Source organism: Mesorhizobium sp. M5C.F.Cr.IN.023.01.1.1 (assembly GCF_003997585.1).
GTDB classification, from domain to species: Bacteria; Pseudomonadota; Alphaproteobacteria; order Rhizobiales; family Rhizobiaceae; genus Mesorhizobium; species Mesorhizobium wenxiniae.
Genome location: NZ_RZSU01000139.1, coordinates 1 through 14,639 on the forward strand (window position 1 = coordinate 1; position 14,639 = coordinate 14,639).

The 14,639-nt window shown below is 63.3% G+C and carries 13 protein-coding genes and 1 pseudogene; 8 read left to right on the forward strand and 6 right to left on the reverse strand.

Features of this window, described 5'->3' with window-relative positions:
• Positions 1 to 220, reverse strand: a pseudogene (locus EOA78_RS37510) (hypothetical protein); the annotation flags it as partial.
• An 867-nt stretch (positions 221 to 1,087) separates the two neighbouring features.
• On the opposite strand from EOA78_RS37510, the gene EOA78_RS31705 reads away from it, so the two are divergent.
• A complete protein-coding gene (locus tag EOA78_RS31705; RefSeq protein ID WP_127319266.1) occupies positions 1,088 to 1,597 on the forward strand; it encodes a hypothetical protein in 510 nt (169 codons plus the stop codon).
• A 62-nt stretch (positions 1,598 to 1,659) separates the two neighbouring features.
• Here the strand turns inward: EOA78_RS31705 and EOA78_RS31710 are convergent, their stop codons facing one another.
• The gene (locus EOA78_RS31710) at positions 1,660 to 2,631 is read right to left on the reverse strand and encodes a DUF3137 domain-containing protein (RefSeq protein ID WP_127319268.1); all 972 of its coding nucleotides are present in this window, start codon (positions 2,629 to 2,631) and stop codon (positions 1,660 to 1,662) included.
• Positions 2,632 to 2,762: 131 nt separating this feature from the next.
• Entirely contained in the window at positions 2,763 to 3,803 is a 1,041-nt protein-coding gene (locus EOA78_RS31715; RefSeq protein WP_127319270.1) for a CapA family protein, read from the reverse strand.
• 156 nt (positions 3,804 to 3,959) lie between these two features.
• Between EOA78_RS31715 and EOA78_RS31720 the strand changes: the two genes are divergently transcribed.
• The 7 genes from EOA78_RS31720 (at position 3,960) to EOA78_RS31750 (ending at position 12,133) form a co-directional block, all read left to right on the forward strand.
• Entirely contained in the window at positions 3,960 to 5,210 is a 1,251-nt protein-coding gene (locus tag EOA78_RS31720) for a hypothetical protein (RefSeq protein ID WP_127319272.1), read from the forward strand.
• Between the two features lie 113 nt (positions 5,211 to 5,323).
• A complete protein-coding gene (gene uvrB / locus EOA78_RS31725) occupies positions 5,324 to 8,473 on the forward strand; it encodes an excinuclease ABC subunit UvrB (RefSeq protein ID WP_127319274.1) in 3,150 nt (1,049 codons plus the stop codon).
• Positions 8,474 to 8,905: 432 nt separating this feature from the next.
• Positions 8,906 to 10,432, forward strand: coding sequence for an ABC-F family ATP-binding cassette domain-containing protein (locus EOA78_RS31730; RefSeq protein WP_127319276.1), 1,527 nt, complete (start codon positions 8,906 to 8,908; stop codon positions 10,430 to 10,432).
• A 112-nt stretch (positions 10,433 to 10,544) separates the two neighbouring features.
• Positions 10,545 to 10,934 carry a nuclear transport factor 2 family protein gene (locus tag EOA78_RS31735; protein ID WP_127319278.1) on the forward strand — a complete coding sequence of 130 codons (390 nt, stop codon included), beginning with the start codon at positions 10,545 to 10,547 and terminating at the stop codon, positions 10,932 to 10,934.
• A gap of 122 nt (positions 10,935 to 11,056) precedes the next feature.
• Positions 11,057 to 11,230, forward strand: a complete 174-nt coding sequence (locus EOA78_RS31740; RefSeq protein ID WP_127319280.1) for a hypothetical protein — start codon at positions 11,057 to 11,059, stop codon at positions 11,228 to 11,230.
• A gap of 110 nt (positions 11,231 to 11,340) precedes the next feature.
• Positions 11,341 to 11,769, forward strand: a complete 429-nt coding sequence (locus EOA78_RS31745) for a glyoxalase/bleomycin resistance/extradiol dioxygenase family protein (protein ID WP_029350009.1) — start codon at positions 11,341 to 11,343, stop codon at positions 11,767 to 11,769.
• Between the two features lie 10 nt (positions 11,770 to 11,779).
• Complete coding sequence (locus EOA78_RS31750) at positions 11,780 to 12,133, forward strand: DUF1428 domain-containing protein (protein ID WP_029350007.1); 354 nt, start codon at positions 11,780 to 11,782, stop codon at positions 12,131 to 12,133.
• 12 nt (positions 12,134 to 12,145) lie between these two features.
• On the opposite strand, the gene EOA78_RS31755 is transcribed toward EOA78_RS31750, so the two are convergent.
• From EOA78_RS31755 to EOA78_RS31765, 3 genes are all read right to left on the reverse strand, one after another.
• A complete protein-coding gene (locus EOA78_RS31755) occupies positions 12,146 to 13,780 on the reverse strand; it encodes a tetratricopeptide repeat-containing sulfotransferase family protein (protein ID WP_127319282.1) in 1,635 nt (544 codons plus the stop codon).
• 161 nt (positions 13,781 to 13,941) lie between these two features.
• Positions 13,942 to 14,148, reverse strand: coding sequence for a DUF1488 family protein (locus EOA78_RS31760; RefSeq protein ID WP_245477897.1), 207 nt, complete (start codon positions 14,146 to 14,148; stop codon positions 13,942 to 13,944).
• Between the two features lie 180 nt (positions 14,149 to 14,328).
• On the reverse strand, positions 14,329 to 14,523 hold the full coding sequence (locus tag EOA78_RS31765) for a hypothetical protein (protein WP_127319284.1): 195 nt from the start codon (positions 14,521 to 14,523) through the stop codon (positions 14,329 to 14,331).
• Positions 14,524 to 14,639 lie beyond the last annotated feature (116 nt).

A 14,639-nucleotide genomic window follows, 5' to 3' on the forward strand; every position in this document is an offset into this window, starting at 1 on the left:
GCGTTTCGCGCAGCTCGAAATCGCCGAAATGTTTCCTGAGCGAAGCACTGACCTCCGGCCAATGTCGTTTGAGCCCGCCGCCACCGGCAATCGGATTGAGAACCACCCCGACCTTCAAGAACGCCCTCCGCAAAGGATCGCAGCGACAATGCTGTCCTAAATCCTTTGCCGGCATTGAAGCCCGCGCCGCGATGTGGGGCAAGAGCCGAATGCTGATCATGCTGCTCGCCGCAGATGAGGGCGTGTCCCGCCCCTGCATCTCGTCCAGAAAAACGCTCTGACGCCGAACTTGGTCCCCGATAATCCCGCTATCCACAGGCTCGCGGCTGTTTCGCCAAACGCTTACTCGGCGTACATTAAACCCATCTCAGGCGGCTACCGATTGCCAGTCGAAAGACAAAGCGAAACGGCGGATTTCCTGAGGCCCGTACGGCCCCCGAATGAAAGCAGGCTTGCCTGTTTTGACGAGAGATGCCGAGACCTACGGGGCCGCGGAAAGCGTGCGAACGCCTACGGCGGACCGATGCTGCCATGAAGGACGGCAAAAACCTTCGATGGCGCGCTGGACGAAGCTCGCAAGGGTGGAGACTGGCGAGGTCCCGAACGGACGCTGCCCTCGGGCGGTGGCTGGCAGGACCGTCAACATCAAGGCCGGCATGGCGCGACGTCTTTACGGAAGTTGCTGCCGCGATCGTGTCCTGATCTGACAGGGAGGCGCTGGGAGAAATCCCGGCGCCGACTGTCTTTCATGGCCATCCCCGTGATGTTGTTGGCGGGGTTTCAGCGTACGCCGGACACCTTGGCCGAGCGCGATCTGCGGTGCCGAGGGCACGATCTTCATCACCAGGCGCAATCGAGCTGCACACCGTTCTGCCGGCGCTGATGAAGGCAGGCGCCAAGCTTGAGCACGTCTGCGACTACTGATGCCGTTCGGCCACAGGCGGAACTCCTGAAACCTTCCCTTGTGCTTCGCCACGCACATTCCACAATCGCGGCCAAATCCCGCCTTGATCTACGGCGATTGGTGAACGCACCAGCGCCGCACGTCCTTGTAGCACTCGCCAAGGTAATTCGAAGGGACAAGACCGTGATTAAGACCACCCTTGTCGCCATGACCATCGTCGGCTGCGACTGCGATGCCAGGCTTTGCGAGTATATCGGCGAGACGCCGGCCAAGTGGTCGACCATCGCCGATTGCGAAGCGGCGATGAAAAGCCAGATGTCGCACGCGCGCAATTTCAACTACCCGCTCGTGTCCGGCATCTGCCGCGCGACGCAGACCTCGTCGCAGCTTGCCGCGACGGCCTCGACGCTTGAGTTGGCGGCAGCAGCGCAGATCGCCACCGACCCACTCCCGTCCGAATTGAGCCGCCGGCCCAGCGTTGCTGTCGGGTCGCAGGCAGCAGCCACGGAAACAGAGGCTGCCAGGCCGGTCGCCTTTGAAGCTGCGGTCGATGGCGGACGCTCGGTGCTGTATCGCACGAAGAACGGTTACGCCTTGGTCAAGACCGACCTTGGCCGCGCCGCATCCGCGACCCTCGGAATGGCCAAGCGGTCGGCGAACTGGCTGGCGGCGAAAATGCCGAACAGTTTGTAGGCGCCTTCAGGCGATGCCGCTCAGCGCCTTGATCGCAGCCGACCATGGCTGAACGTCAGCGGCTAACCCGCCGCCTCGTCCTTTGCGCCGATCTTGCGCACCAGCGCCGCCGTTGCCAGCATCGCGCCCATGTCTGATATCATCGGTGCGACATGCTTGGCGTAGTCTAGCGGCACCGATTTATCAGGCAGGTCGAAGAAGTCCTTCGTCTGCGGCAACAGTAGAAAACCGTCGCCGCCATTGAGCGCAACCCGCGCCGGATCATCAGGCCAGGTCTCGCTGAGCCATGTCAGCGCCTGCGCCAGACGGCCACTCACCAGCGGCTGCGCCGCCTCGACATTGTCGGTGCGGAAGTCGTAGGCGGCATCGAGCTCGGGCACGCCGCATGATAATTCCTGCATCTTGCTGGCGAACATGCCGCGGAAGAACCCGACGGCCACGTCAGTCCGGCGGGCGGCCACCAATATGCCGGGGAACGGCACGATGGTCTCGAAGGCGACGACGATCCCCTTGAATGCTATCGTGCCGCTCTTGCCCGTGCCTTGCCGGAGATCGGCTTCGTAAAGCTCGAACGGAAATCCCTCGTAGCGGCCGGATACGATGTCGTCGAAGCGCTTGCTGTTAAAAGTGCCGATCGTCTCGCGCGGCAGCCGGTCGAACGAATTCGGCGTCACCTCATGCTGGTACCGCATATCTTCAATGAAACCGAAGATGATCGGCAGCAGCGTTTTGCGGAACGATTGCTGCAAGGTGCTCGCCGGCTTGATCGCCTGGAAATAGAGCAGGATCGCCGCCACGAACCCGACGACATACAGCAGCACATGCGGCGTCGAGAACCATCGCTCGTATGGATCGGCGACCGTGTTGAAAAGCCAGGCGACGAGCGCCACGGACAACAGCACCAGGCCGATGAACAGCGGCACCCGCCAGCGGACTTGCCGGTAGGCCGCAACCCTTTCGACCTCATAGACCTCGAGATTCCTTTTGATGCCGGCGATGTCAGCTTCACTTGGCATAAAATCCGCTGCTTCCATCGCCATCCCCCGTCGAAAGACCGAACACCCAGCTCGGACAATAGCCGATTTTGCGGAAAGTCGCGCGACTACAGCGTTGGGATGGTGGTGAGCGCACACGATTCATCTGAGCCACCAGTCAACTATGGCTATCAATTCCCGTTACCAAAAACCGCAACGAAACGGGCCGTAACCTTTTGCCTTAATGCGCCCTCCAGCGCCTCAACGGCAACCAGCCGCTCATGGTCGCCGGCGCGCAGCCGCATGAAGGGATGCAGCCGGTAGGCGGCAATGGCGCCACGCGTGCCGGCGTCAGCGCTGATATCGGCGGTCAGGATGCCCCCCATGCGGCCGGGCCACGGCTGGCGCGCAAAGGCGGTGCCTAGAAAATCGCCGAGCCCATAGGCGACGAGCGCCTTGCCGATCCGCTCCACCGGCTGCACGACATGGGCATGGTGGCCAGCGATCAGCCCGACGCCTTGCGCGGCCAAATGCCGGGCCAATGCCCGCGTTGCGGCCTGTGGAAAATGCCGGAATTCCCAATCCCAATGTGGCACGGCACAGGTGAGGTCGTCGGCGGCTGCCCGCGGCCATCGTGCCGGGTCGCCTTGCATCGACACACGGCCCGCGAACGCAGCCGCGCCGGCATTGCGCCACAGCGTGAAGGCGGCAAAGCCAATTGTCAGCGGTCCGACCACAAGGCGCTCGACCGGCCCGCCGGCGGCGGCACCGATGCTGCGGATGCCGAGACGGGTCAGCGCCGCCACGGTCTCGTCGAAACCCTCGACGCCTTGGTCGAGCACATGGTTGTTGGCGAGCGACAAAACCAGCTTCTCGCGCGAGATGCCGGCGGCCGCCAGCGCCTCGGCGAGAAACCGCTCGGTCATGGCATGACGGGTGCCAAGCTTCGTTCCCATCGTCGCGCTCGGCCGCTCCACCACCGGGCTTTCGCAATTGCCGATCACCAGATCGGCGGAGCCGAGCAGCGTGGCGATCGCCGGGTCGCATTGCGGCGCGCTGCGATTGGCCACCGCCGAGATATCGCCGACAAAGGCGAGCCGCACCGTCCGCGCCGGTGGCGGCTCGATCATCGTTCCAGCCGCCGGCGCAAAGCCTTGGCGATCGCCGCTGAGCGAAGGCTTTAAGAAGCGCGGCAGCCAAGACAATTTGTAGGAAAGCGGATAGTTCGACACGCGCAGCCTGCACCGGGGATGAACGGCCACGGTAGACGATGCGCACGATATAGCGAAGCGCCTCCGTTCGGAATCGTGCTGCCAGATGCCCCGCAGTAGGCGTAACACACAAGATGCGTATATGGTTGCCGCCGAACGGCATACCGGAGGACCAAGATGACGCGATTTTCGAGCCTGCTGGCATCCGCCCTCATTCTGCTGCTGCCGGTTTCTTCCGCCGGGGCCGCAGCCTCCGAACCGGCCGCCCTGTTCGAGGCAAAGACCGTAGCGGACCGCGACAGCACGCTTACTGCGCTGGAAGCCGCCGCGCCCACTGATCCCGCGTCGGTTTACGCCGCCGGCGCCGGCCAATTCTTCACTGCGCTGGAGATCCTGGCCGGCGGGCTGCACCGCCACGGTTTCGAAAGCCCGCAATCCTTCATGCTGCCGCTGATGCGGCTGCCGGTGCCGGACAATCCCAATCCCGAGCCGCTGACCTACGACGGCTTCCGCGCCATCCTGGTCGCCTTCCGTGACCGGCTGGAAAAATCCGCCGCCACGCTCGGCTCCGTGCCCGCCGGTGCCGATATCGGCATCGAGGTCGACCTCACCCGTCTTGGCATCGATCTCAACGAGGACGGCCAGATCGCGCCGGACGAAAGTGCCGCCGCGATCATGGCATCCCTGTCACGCGGCGGTGCGCCAGACCCGGCTGCACCCGCCCTCACCTTTCGCTTCGACCGAGCCGACGGCTATTGGCTGCAGGGCTATGCCGAATTCCTGATGGCGCAGGCGGATTTCTGGCTGGCGCATGATTTCAGGAACGCCTTCGACGGTTCGTTCCACATGCTGTTTCCGCGCGCCAAACTGCCGCTGCAGGACGCTCTGGTTCCACCAGACGGCGGCATGAGCGGCGGCATGTTGTCGTCCGAATGGCGCATCGCCGACTTCATCTCGCTGGTTCATCTGGTCAACTGGCCGGTCGTCGAGCCGGAGCGCCGGCAGGCGGCGCGCCGCCACCTCATGGAAATGATCCGGCTGTCCCGCGAAGACTGGAAGGCGATCCGCGCCGAGACAGACAACGACCGTGAATGGCTGCCGGGCCCGCAACAGAAAGGCGCCAGCCCACTCACCGGCCTCGAGGTCGGCGAGGAGCAGGTCCAGGCCTGGCACGCCGCGCTCGATATGGCCGAGGATCTGCTCGAAGGCCGCACCTTGCTGCCGCATTTTCGCATCGCCGACAAAGGCATCAACATGAAGCGCTTCTTCGACGAACCAAAACCCTTCGACCTTGTGTTGTCGATCACCGGTCCGGCCATCGCGCCCTATCTCGAGACCGAAAAGATCCTCACTGGCGAGGAGTTCGACCAGATCCAGCGCCAGTTCGGCGGCGCCGGGTTTTTGACATTTGCGCTGTGGTTCAACTGAGGGCGCGTTTCGACATCGCTCCTGACACCCTTGTGTCAGCAGCTTGGTTTCGTCTCGCGCCCCCGGTCACTCCGCTCTTTCCATTTTGGCCGATACCTCCCATATTCGAGGGCATGGCCAAACTTTCCGATAAAAAAACGCCGCCGCCGGCGCGTGATGATCGCGCTTCGCCGCCCAAGCGGCGCAGCCCGCTGACCGATTTCCTCGATGCCTCGGAGCCGTTGCACAAGGGCGGCTTTGCCGAGGCGCCGCAGGCCGAATTCTCAGGCACGCAGCTGACCGGCTCGATCGCCGATTGGGCCGAGCAGATCGAGCAGGAGGCCGAGAAGGAAGGGCGCCAAGTCCCCCCCCTTGAGGGGGAGATGTCGCCGAAGGCGACAGAGGGGGTCGGCAAAGGAAGCGCTCAACATGAGGGGTCGCCGAGCGCTGCCGCACCGACCCTACCCAGCGGCTCCGCCGCCACCCTCCCCTCAAGGGGGAGGGAAGGCGGCAAGCAAAAAAAGATCCCCGAACGCTCCTCCTCCCCCGGCCGCACCGCGCGCGGCACCTCGATGGGCGGCGCCGCCTCAGCCAGGGAGAGAACCGCGGCCGGCCTCAATCCGGTTGCCGGTCTCGACATTTCTCTCGAAGACGCCGAGACCATGACCTCCAGCGGCGTCACCGCCACCGTTGCGGCGCTGTCGGCACTGATCGAATCCGGCAACCCGCTGCACAAGGACGGCGTGCTGTGGACGCCACACCGCCCGGCCCGGCCCGAAAAATCCGAAGGCGGCATCACCATCAAGATGGTGTCGGATTTCGAGCCGGCGGGCGACCAGCCGACGGCGATCAAGGATCTGGTCGAGGGCGTCAACGACAACGACCGCACGCAGGTTCTGCTAGGCGTCACCGGCTCGGGAAAAACCTTCACTATGGCCAAGGTGATCGAGGAGACGCAGCGCCCTGCTTTGATCCTTGCCCCAAACAAGACGCTGGCCGCCCAGCTCTATTCCGAATTCAAGAAATTCTTCCCGGAAAACGCCGTCGAGTATTTCGTCTCCTATTACGACTACTACCAGCCGGAAGCTTATGTGCCGCGGACGGATACCTTCATCGAGAAGGAATCCTCGATCAACGAGCAGATCGACCGCATGCGCCACTCGGCGACGCGCTCGCTGCTGGAGCGCGACGACGTCATCATCGTCGCCTCGGTGTCCTGCATCTACGGTATCGGCTCGGTCGAGACATACACGGCGATGACCTTCCAGATGCAGATCGGCGACCGGCTCGACCAGCGCGCGCTGCTCGCCGACCTCGTCGCCCAGCAGTACAAGCGCCAGGACATCAACTTCGTCCGCGGCTCGTTCCGCGTGCGCGGCGACACGATCGAGATCTTTCCGGCCCACCTTGAGGACCGCGCCTGGCGCATCTCGCTGTTCGGCGACGAGATCGAGGCGATCACCGAATTCGACCCACTGACCGGCCAGAAGACCGGCGAGTTGAAGAGCGTCAAGATCTACGCCAATTCGCACTATGTGACGCCGCGCCCAACCTTGAACCAGGCCATCAAGTCGATCAAGGAGGAGCTCAAGCATCGGCTGGTCGAACTCGAACGGGCCGGTCGCCTGCTTGAGGCGCAGCGGCTGGAGCAACGCACCCGCTTTGATCTCGAGATGCTGGAAGCGACCGGCTCCTGCGCCGGCATCGAGAATTACTCGCGCTATCTCACCGGCCGCCAGCCGGGCGATCCGCCGCCGACCCTGTTCGAATACATCCCCGACAATGCGCTGGTTTTCATCGACGAAAGCCATGTCACCGTGCCGCAGATCGGCGGCATGTATCGCGGCGACTTCCGCCGCAAGGCGACGCTGGCCGAATACGGTTTCCGTCTGCCGTCCTGCATGGACAACCGGCCGCTGCGCTTCGAGGAGTGGGACGCCATGCGCCCGCTTTCCGTCGCGGTTTCGGCGACGCCCGGCGGCTGGGAGATGGAGCAGTCCGGCGGCGTCTTTGCCGAACAGGTCATCCGCCCGACCGGCCTGATCGACCCGCCGGTCGAGGTGCGCCCGGCCAAGACCCAGGTCGACGATGTCGTCGGCGAGATCCGCGAGACCACCAAGGCCGGCTACCGCACGCTGGTCACAGTGCTGACCAAGCGCATGGCCGAGGACCTGACCGAATATTTGCACGAGCAGGGCATTCGCGTACGCTACATGCATTCCGACATCGACACGCTGGAGCGCATCGAGATCCTGCGCGATCTTCGTCTCGGTGCCTTCGACGTGCTGGTCGGCATCAACCTTTTGCGCGAAGGCCTCGACATTCCCGAATGCGGCTTCGTTGCCATTCTCGATGCAGACAAGGAGGGCTTCCTGCGCTCCGAAACGTCGCTGATCCAGACCATCGGCCGCGCCGCGCGCAATGTCGACGGCAAGGTCATCCTCTACGCCGACCAGGTCACCGGCTCGATGGAACGGGCGATGGCCGAGACCAACCGCCGTCGCGAGAAGCAGATGGAGTGGAACGCGGCCAACGGGATCACCCCGGAATCGGTCAAGTCGCGCATCTCCGACATCCTGGACTCGGTCTACGAAAAGGACCACGTCCGCGCCGACATCTCTCAGTTCACCGATAGCGCCGGCGCGATGATGGGCAACAATCTGAAAGCCCATCTCGACGCGATGGACAAGCAGATGCGTGACGCCGCCGCCAACCTCGACTTCGAGAAGGCGGCCCGCATCCGCGACGAGATCAAGCGGCTGCGCGAGATGGAGCTGTCCATCTCCGACGATCCGCTGGCCAAATATGCCGACATGGAAAGCCCGGTCTCGGGCCGCGAAAAGGGCAAGCACAACAAGGGCCGCGCCATCCACCGCACGGTCGACAATGACGGCAAGAGTCTCTTCCGCAAGCCGCATCTCGACGAGATGGGCGCCGACGGCGCCGTGCCGGTCAAGAAGCCGCTCTTCGCAAAACCTTCGCTCGACGCCATGGGGCCGGGCACCGACATGCCGACGCCCGCCGGCGCGGTGTCGCGCTCGCTGTTCAAGAAACAGTCGGCGCAAGAGGCGCACGGCTCCGACTTCGGTATCCCAGGCGACTCGACCAAGCCGCTGTTCAAGAAGAATTCGCTGGACGAGATGACGGTGCGACGGACCGAGAAGCCCGTTGAGGGCGACAAGCCAGTCAAGCGCGAACGTGCCGGCATCGGCTCCTACGAAAACCCCGCCGATGCCCGCCGTGAGAAGCGCCGACCCGGCAAGACCGGGCGGCCGGGACGGTAGGTAGCTTCCCTTCTCCCCTTGTGGGAGAAGGTGGATCGGCGCGTAGCGCCGAGACGGTTGAGGGGTGCTGGACGGATCGCCGTCGGTGCCTAGCTGGAACACCCCTCATCCAACCGCTTCGCGGCCACCTTCTCCCACAAGGGGAGAAGGGGGAGCAGGACCCCTTGCCATCGACCCTGCCCTTGGTGTAGCCAGTTTCCACTCAAAACGTCTTGAAAGGAGGGCTGCGTGACTTTCGACCACCACCGTCAGCGCGGCCCTGTCTGTGCCCTGCGAGCTTGCTTGCAGGGCTGACCAGAGACGGTCCGGGTTCTCCCGCTTCGCTTTTCTTGGTCTGCCCTTCGTGGTGCCGCAACGCCGATTTTGAAGGCAAGCGCACCGTCAAAGTGCATCGAACCGGAACCTCCCTCCGGGCAGACCAGAGAAACCCACATGGCCCTGATCAGCCTCAAGTCCCTCGGCGTCACCATGAGTTCGCCGCTCTTCTCCAACCTCGATCTCACCATCGGCACCGGCGACCGCCTCGGCATCGTTGCCGCCAACGGGCGCGGCAAGTCCACTTTGCTGAAGTGCCTGACCGGCGAAATGGAGCCGACATCAGGCGACATCACCCGCACGCGCGGCCTGCGCGTTGGCTATGTCGAGCAAGCCGTTCCCGCAGCATTGGCCGAGCACGGCTTTCAGCGGGTGGTGGCCGACGCCTTGCCGGCCGAGCAGGCTGAAAGCGAGCAATGGCGCGTCGACGTGGTTCTGGATTCGCTCGACGTTCCGCAGCCGATGCGTGAGCGGCCGATGCGGGCCTTGAGCGGCGGCTGGCAAAGGCTGGCGCTGATCGCCCGCGTCTGGGTTACCGATCCGGACGTCCTGCTTCTCGACGAGCCGACCAACCATCTCGACCTCGCCAAGATCAGCCAGCTCGAGACCTGGCTGAACGCACTGCCGCGTGAGGTGCCGGTGGTGATTGCAAGCCACGACCGCGCTTTTCTCGATGCTACGACCAACCGGACGCTGTTCCTGCGCCCCGAACAGTCACCGGTGTTTGCGCTGCCCTATTCGCGGGCGCGCGACGCTTTGAGCGAAGTCGACGCCTCGACCGAGCGCAAATTCCAGCGTGACATGAAGGTGGCGCAGCAATTGCGCCGGCAGGCGGCCAAGCTCAACAACATCGGCATCAACTCGGGCAGTGACCTGCTGACGGTCAAGACCAAGCAGCTCAACCAGCGCGCCCAGCGCCTCGAGGAGGTCGCAGCGCCGGCGCACCGCGAAAGATCGGCGGGCGCGATAAAGCTCGCCAATCGCGGCACCCATGCCAAGGTGCTGATCACACTCGACCTGGCGGTCGAAACGCCTGACGGAACGCTGCTGTTCAGGACCGGCAAGCGCCATATCTGCCAAGGCGACCGCATCGTCCTGCTCGGCCGCAATGGTGTTGGCAAGTCGCGGCTGATCAGCCTGATCAGAAATGCCATCATCGAGCCCGATATCGCGGCGCAAGGCGTGAAGGTGACGCCGTCGACGGTGCTCGGTTACAGCGACCAGGCGTTGTCGGGCGTCAGCGGCGGCGACACGCCGCTGGCGATGCTCTCGCGCAGATTCGATGTCGGCGAGCAGCGCGCCCGCTCGCTGCTGGCGGGCGCGGGCGTGAGCATCGACATGCAGGAGCGCAGGATCGGCGTGCTGTCGGGCGGACAGAAGGCGCGGCTGATGATGCTGGCGCTGAGGCTCGCCAATCCCAACTTCTACCTGCTCGACGAGCCGACCAACCATCTCGACATCGACGGCCAGGAGGCACTGGAAGCGGAACTGCTTGCCCATCAGGCAAGCTGCGTGCTTGCCTCGCACGACCGCTCCTTCATCAGGGCGATCGGCAACCGCTTCTGGCTGATCGAGAAGCGGCGGTTGACCGAGATCGACAGCCCGGAGGATTTCTTTCGATCGGTGGCTGAGGGGAATGGCTGAGGAAAGCCACCCATCTGCCGGGCCGGCATTCAAGGTGCTGCCGGCCCACGCTTCCCCGCGAGCCGAAAAAGGCGCATCCTGAAGTCTTGCAAACCGAGGGAGGAAAACGGTCATGCGTGGCGCGGACGTCGTCAAGAACCTGTATGATACCTATGCAAAACGTGACATTGAGGGCGCGCTGGTCGACTGCGCCGATGATATCGTCTTCCGCTGGGTCGCCGAACCGGCGCAGTCGCGCTATGCCGGGGTGGCCAAAGGTAAGCAGGAGTTCCTTGCCCGGCTTTTGGCGCTGGACGACGATTTCGAATACCGGCGCTTCATCCCGGTCGAGATCATCGACGGCGGCGACAAGGTTGCGGCGCAGGTCGAGATCCATATGACACGCCGAACCACCGGCGAGGAGTTTGTCATGCGCACCGCCGATTTCTGGACGCTACGCGACGGCAAAATCATCGAGATGGTGGAGTATTACGACACCGCTCTGGCCGCATCGGTCATCTGAGACGTATCCCGACATAAGGCCCTGCGACAGAAAATTCTCCGCGATCTGTCGGATCATGGCCGCGCGCCACGTCCTTGGGTTGCCGACACGGTGATGCCGGCGCCAATCGAGGAGAGAGCATCATGTCTATTCTGTCATCCCTAGGTCGCATAGCGACCCGTTATTCGGCGGCTCGCGCCCGCTACCGCAGCGAGCGCGCCCTCCTTTCGTTGCCGATCGAACTCCGCAAGGACATCGGCTGGCCGGAAATCGTCGTCGACGCACAGAACAGCCCGCGTATTGGCCTGGCTCTTTGAGAAGGACCGGCCGTCGCGCGGTCGGCATTAAAAAACGCATCGGCCATGTAGGATCGCCGCTGCCTCATTCGTCCTGTGGTTCGCAACGCCCAACCAGAGAGGAGCAAGACATGAACGATCAGCCCCAAACCCAGCCCGCAGCCAAAGTCCTCGGTGGGTTGACGCCCTACCTTCAGCTGGACGGCGCCTTCAAGGCTTCAGAATTCTATCAGAAGGCGTTCGGCGCCGAGCAGGTCTTCTTCTACCCGCCGGACGAGCAGGGCCGGACGATGCACATCCATCTCCACATCAACGGTTCGACCTTGATGATTTCCGATTTCTATCCCGAGCACGGAATGTCCGCGGTGAAGCCGCAAGGCTTCACAATGCAGCTTCATCTGGGCAGCGACGACATCGACGCCTGGTGGAAGCGGGCCGTCGATGCCGGCTGCGAGGTCGTCATGCCGCTCCAGGTGATGTTCTGGGGTGACCAGTGGGGCAATATGCGCGACCCGTTCGGTGTCGAGTGGGCGATGAACGCGCCGGTGAAGAAGGCATAGGAGAAGCACGATGTCCTATGTCGATGGTTTCGTTCTCGCGGTACCCAAGGCAAATCTCGATGCTTACAAGAAAATGGCTCAGATGGGCGGCACTGTCTGGATGGAGCATGGCGCGCTCGCCTATGTCGAATGCATCGGCGACGACGTGCCCTATGGCGAGCTCACTTCGTTCCCGCGCGCCGTGCAGGCCAAGGACGACGAGATCGTCGTCTTCTCCTGGGTCGTCTATGAATCGCGGCAGAGCCGCGATGCGGTGATGGCCAAAGTGATGGCCGATCCGCGCCTGAACGGCGACTTGTCGACGATGCCATTCGACGGCAAGCGCATGATCTTCGGCGGCTTTCAGCCGTTCATCGAGTTGTAGGCCGGCAACGCATTACGCTAGGCGGTCGAGCAGCGGCTTGAGCCGGTCGCCATAGCGTTTCCACAGATCGACCGAGCCCTGGTACATCGGCTGGCGCACCTGCGCCGCCGACGCCGTGCGCACCGGCCGGTCGGTCTCGTGGAACGACAGCACCGCATCGTCCCATGGCAAGCCGAGATGGGCGATCAGCGCCCGCGTCTGCCCTTCCTGGTCGGCGACGAAATCTTCGTAGCGCACATCATGCAAGACATCAGGCAGAACGGTGCGCCAATGCGCCATCATATCGGTGTAGAGGTTGTGGAAATCGGCGAGCTCGCCGAGGTCGTAGCCGTAGCGGTGGCTGTCGCCGCGGAAATGCACCTTGTAGATCGACAGGCATGTCGCCGCCGCATCGCGCACGCAATGAATGATCTTGGCCTTGGGCAGCATCAGATGGATGAAGCCTACCAAAAGGAAATTGCCGAGCATCTTGTCGGTGACGTGCCGGAAACCCGGATAGCGGGCGTGCAGCAGGTCTAGATAGGCCTGGCCTGCCTCGGCATAGGCCTTGTCAGGCATGTCGGCGATGCCCCAGGGAAAGCCGCCCTTCATAGCAGGCGGAAACTGCTTGCCGAGCGCCGTCTTCAATATGCCGAGCTCACCGGCGCCATAGACCTGCGGATGGCTGGCGATGATCTGCTCGACCAGCGTGCTGCCGGAGCGCGGCATGCCGACGACGAAGATCGGCGTATCGTCGGCGATCCCGCTCGGTCTGTGCTTGTCGAAGAAGGGCTTGTCGAACACCGCCTTCATCGCCTCGAATTCGGCGCGTGTCTTGGCCGCATCGTAGTCGATGCCCGTGCGGCGGATCGCATTGCCTTCGGCGAAATAATCGAAGGCACGGCCATAATCCTTCAAATCGTCATTGGCCTTGCCGAGGCCGAAGGAAAGCTGCATGCGCGCCAGGCTGCCTTCCGGCGCCTTGGCGTGTTGCGCCTCCATCCCAGCAAGCTCGGCGTCGCGCTCCTGCTGGCGCTTGACCTGGGTGAGCATCAGCCAGGCCCTGGCCATGCCGGGATCGACCGCCAGCGCCTGCCGGAAATGCTCCGCCGCCTCTCCGAGGCTGCCCTTCTCCATCAGCCCGACGCCCAGACCGTGCAGCAAATCGGCGTCCTTCGGCCGAATTGCCAGTGCTTCGCGGAAGACGGCAAGCGCCTCGTCGAGCCGCCCAGCCTCCTGCAGCGTTTCGGCAAGCCCGATGCGGGCGCGGACATGGAACGGGTTGCGACCGATGGTGCCGCGATAAATCTCCTCCGCGCCCTCGAACTGTCCGAGCTGCTTAAGCGAGGAGCCGAGATTGTCGCGCGCCGCGAGCTGGTCCGGCCGCAGCGCCACCGCGCCACGGAAGAAATCGACGGCTGCACCGACACGGCCGAGGTCGCGCATCACCGTGCCGAGATTGTTGAGGAAATCTGGATTCTTGGGCTGCAGGCGCACCGACTGTTCGAGCAGATCGAGTCCTTCGGCGCTGCGCCCGGTCTGGTGCAGCAGCAAACCGAGGAAATGTGCTGCCGCTGCGTGATTGGCCTTTTGCGCCAGCACCTGCCGATAGAGCATCTCGGCTTCTTGCCGGCGGCCGGCCTGATGCAATTGCAGCGCCTGCTGCACGCGCTGGTCGAGCCCTAGCGGCGGCTGTCCGCCTGAGCCGAAATTGGCGCCCGCGCCTGCCGGTCTTCTCGGATCTCTGTTGATGGGAAACCTGCCGTGTTTTGTCCGCCTGCCGCGATCTAGGCCATCGGCGCGGCAGGTTCAAGGGTTCGTAGGCCAGCTTACCGGAAATCGGCCTGGGTCAGCACATACATGTTCTTGCGACCGTGCGAATAGGCTTCGCGCGCAACACTCTGGATCGACGAACGCTCCGCATCGAAGACGCTGAGATACTCGGCTTCCGCTCCACTGGTACTTGCCGCCGAAAGCGCTGCAATCTCCACAAAGAACGGCACTTCGAATATACCGTCATGGCCGACGAAACGAATGCGCTAGGCCGTCGCGTCATAGGAGCGGCTGCGGTTGGGAAAATTCAGCGTCATGATCGAGCTCCTCAGCGCATGACCCCGGAGGTTCGAAAAAGGATCATGCGGATCAAAGTACTACAGCGCCCTTTGAGCGTCCAAAAGGACGCGCAAACGCGCTGTAGGCACTGCAAACCGGCTATGTCAGATCAGGCGGTTGGTCTCCGCAACCTGTCTGGCCCGCCGCAGCGTGCCGTCGGTGTCGGCGATCTTACGCCTTGCTGCCTCGTCACTTCGTATCGTCAGACGCGCCGACATGACTTTCGCAGGCCCGACGGTCGGCTTGACGACGGGATCGACTGTTACGGCTACGCCACTCCCGGTTTTCACAGAGATCATGAAATTTTTCCTTTCGAACGAAATAAAACATAGATGCCGGTACAAAAGTTCCGGCGACGTCTCAGACTTTTTCAGAAAGCTCTTGAACCATATCAGCATTCTACAATTAATTATAG

Excerpts from the sequence above, each read along its gene's own strand:
- EOA78_RS31710 (WP_127319268.1), bottom strand. The coding sequence starts at position 2,631 with ATGGAAGCAGCGGATTTTATGCCAAGTGAAGCTGACATCGCCGGCATC.
- EOA78_RS31720 (WP_127319272.1), top strand. The coding sequence starts at position 3,960 with ATGACGCGATTTTCGAGCCTGCTGGCATCCGCCCTCATTCTGCTGCTG.
- uvrB (WP_127319274.1), top strand. The coding sequence starts at position 5,324 with ATGGCCAAACTTTCCGATAAAAAAACGCCGCCGCCGGCGCGTGATGAT.
- EOA78_RS31730 (WP_127319276.1), top strand. The coding sequence starts at position 8,906 with ATGGCCCTGATCAGCCTCAAGTCCCTCGGCGTCACCATGAGTTCGCCG.
- EOA78_RS31735 (WP_127319278.1), top strand. The coding sequence starts at position 10,545 with ATGCGTGGCGCGGACGTCGTCAAGAACCTGTATGATACCTATGCAAAA.
- EOA78_RS31740 (WP_127319280.1), top strand. The coding sequence starts at position 11,057 with ATGTCTATTCTGTCATCCCTAGGTCGCATAGCGACCCGTTATTCGGCG.
- EOA78_RS31745 (WP_029350009.1), top strand. The coding sequence starts at position 11,341 with ATGAACGATCAGCCCCAAACCCAGCCCGCAGCCAAAGTCCTCGGTGGG.
- EOA78_RS31750 (WP_029350007.1), top strand. The coding sequence starts at position 11,780 with ATGTCCTATGTCGATGGTTTCGTTCTCGCGGTACCCAAGGCAAATCTC.
- EOA78_RS31765 (WP_127319284.1), bottom strand. The coding sequence starts at position 14,523 with ATGATCTCTGTGAAAACCGGGAGTGGCGTAGCCGTAACAGTCGATCCC.